The following is a 2114-nucleotide window of genomic DNA, read 5'->3' as shown; positions in this document are numbered from 1 at the left end:
GGCGCTCCCGCTCACACCTGGTGAGCGAGAGCGCCGTTCCTATTGGTCGAAGCGCCGTGCCGCCGCGGTACCGCCGACCGGAACCCGCTCAGGGGGCGAAGGGCACCCCCACCAGCTCCTTGGCCTTCGCGACCGCGGACTCCATCGGGTACCACTTCCGCGTCACGATCTTCTGCGCGTACAACCCGCCGCCGGCCTGGATGTTGGTGACGAGCCGCCAGCCGCCGTAGGTGTCGGCGGTGAGGTCGCGGATCACGTGGAACAGCCGCAGCCGCGTCTCGCCGTCGATCTCCGGGTTGGCCTGCATGTACTTGCGCACGGCCGGGCCGATCTCGGGGTTGCGCAGGTCGGCCAGCGACGGCGCGGTCACGATCGACCCGCCCGCGATGTCGTGCAGGTGCTGCACGAGCATGTCGTAGTTCGACGCCGCGTGGTACTTGCCCGCGTTCGTGTACAGCTCGTCCGGGAACGCGGCCCCGTTGTCGCCGACGTGGCAGTGGGTGATTGCGGCCTCCAGCGACGCCCGGACCAGGGTCGCGTGGATGATCATGTCGTCGATCTTGTCCCGGACGTGCGCGACCGACTCGGTGCCGTTCGCCTGCGCGATCAGCTGTGCGAGCCCGACCAGCAGGTCCGCGCCGTCCGCCATCGAGGACAGCCCGCCGAGGCGCTCCCAGAGGCCGAGCGAGTGCGCGAACACCGTGGCGTACTTGACCTGGCCGTCGAGGAAGACCCGCTCCGTCGGGACGAACACGTCCTCGAGGATCACGAAGGACTCGGGGTAGGACACCGGGCCCGAGACCGGGAAGGTGCCGGCGTCGGCGTTGCGCGGCGCGTAGCTGACGTCCACGATCTTCACGCCGGGGGCGTTGACCGGGATCATGCACGCGATCGCGTAGTCCTCCTCCCCCGGCTTCATCCCCTTGGTCGGGATGACCATCAGTTCGTGCCCCAGCGAGGCCGCGGTGATGTGCAGCTTCGCCCCGCGCACGACCACGCCGCCGTCCCGCCGCTCGACCACGCGGACGTACGAGTCCGGGTCCTCCTGCTGACCCGGGCGCACCTTCCGGTGCCCCTTCGCGTCCGTGATGCACTGGGTGATCCGGAGGTCCTCGGCGCGGGCGTACTCGACGAACGCGTTGATCCGCTCGACCTCCTCCGGGCAGGCGCTCATGATCCGGCCCGCGGCGGTCAGCAGCGTCATGATCGAGGTGTACGTGACGTGGGCCAGCATCCCCATGTCGTGCACGAACTCGATGTGCTCACGCAGGCCCTGCGCGTCGGTCGGGACGTCCGCGAACGGGCTGTGGTCACCCGTCGGGTCGTAGACCTTGTCGTAGCCCTCGGCGATCAGCTTCGCGCTCTGCCCCAGGATCGGGTGGTCGGCGATCCGCTCGACGAGCTCGCCCTCGAACCAGACCTTGCGGCCGTCGTCGAGGGAGGCCAGGTACTGCTCACCGGTCTTCAATGCACGGTCCTTTCCGGGTGGGTCTCCACGCCGACGCTGCGCAGCAGGAGGTCGGTGAAGCCGTCGATGATCTCGGTCATGGACAGGTCGCCGTCGGGGCGGAACCACGCCTGGACGGAGTTGAGGGTCGCGAGGACCGACGCCGCGGTGAGCCGCGGGTCGAGGTGCGCGGCGAAGGCGCCCTCCCGCTGCCCCTGGCGGACGATCTCGCGGATCGAGCGCTCGTAGGTGTCCCGGCGCGCGATGATCTCGGCGAACCGCTCGGCGGGCAGCCCCGAGAACTCGGCGTTGAACACCCTGATCTTGACCAGGTTCTTCTCCGTGCCGCGCAGGTGCCGCTCGATCGCCAGCCGCAGCTTGTCCACGGCCGGGGCGCCGGAGGCGAGCAGCTCCTCGCCCAGCGCCGCGGTGTTGAGGTGGGCCTCCTCGACGATCGCGTAGAGGAGGTCCTCCTTGGTGTGGATGTAGTGGTAGAGGCTGCCCTTGAGCATGCCGGCGGCCTCGGCGATCTCGCTGATGCTGGTGCCCGCGTAGCCCTTGCGCCGGAACAGCTCGGCCGCGGCGTCGACGATCTGCTCGTAGCGCGACGGGCCGAGGTCGCGCCCGCGCGCCTTGGGCGCCACCGCGCGGCGGTGCGGCGGCACGG

The 2114-nt window shown here is 70.2% G+C and carries 2 protein-coding genes; both read right to left on the bottom strand.

Translation table 11 applies throughout. The features are described from left to right. Window positions 1–88: 88 nt before the first annotated feature. Complete coding sequence (locus ACFQH9_RS32105) at window positions 89–1468, bottom strand: 4-hydroxyphenylacetate 3-hydroxylase N-terminal domain-containing protein (protein WP_379572236.1); 1380 nt, start codon at window positions 1466–1468, stop codon at window positions 89–91. Continuing rightward, on the bottom strand, window positions 1465–2114 hold a 650-nt coding region (locus ACFQH9_RS32100), incomplete at its 5' end, for a TetR/AcrR family transcriptional regulator (protein ID WP_379572234.1). The genes ACFQH9_RS32100 and ACFQH9_RS32105, both read right to left, overlap by 4 nt.

It is taken from the genome of Pseudonocardia lutea, from assembly GCF_042658055.1.
Lineage (GTDB): Bacteria > Actinomycetota > Actinomycetes > Mycobacteriales > Pseudonocardiaceae > Pseudonocardia > Pseudonocardia lutea.
This window is presented reverse-complemented; position numbering and strand designations above follow the sequence as displayed.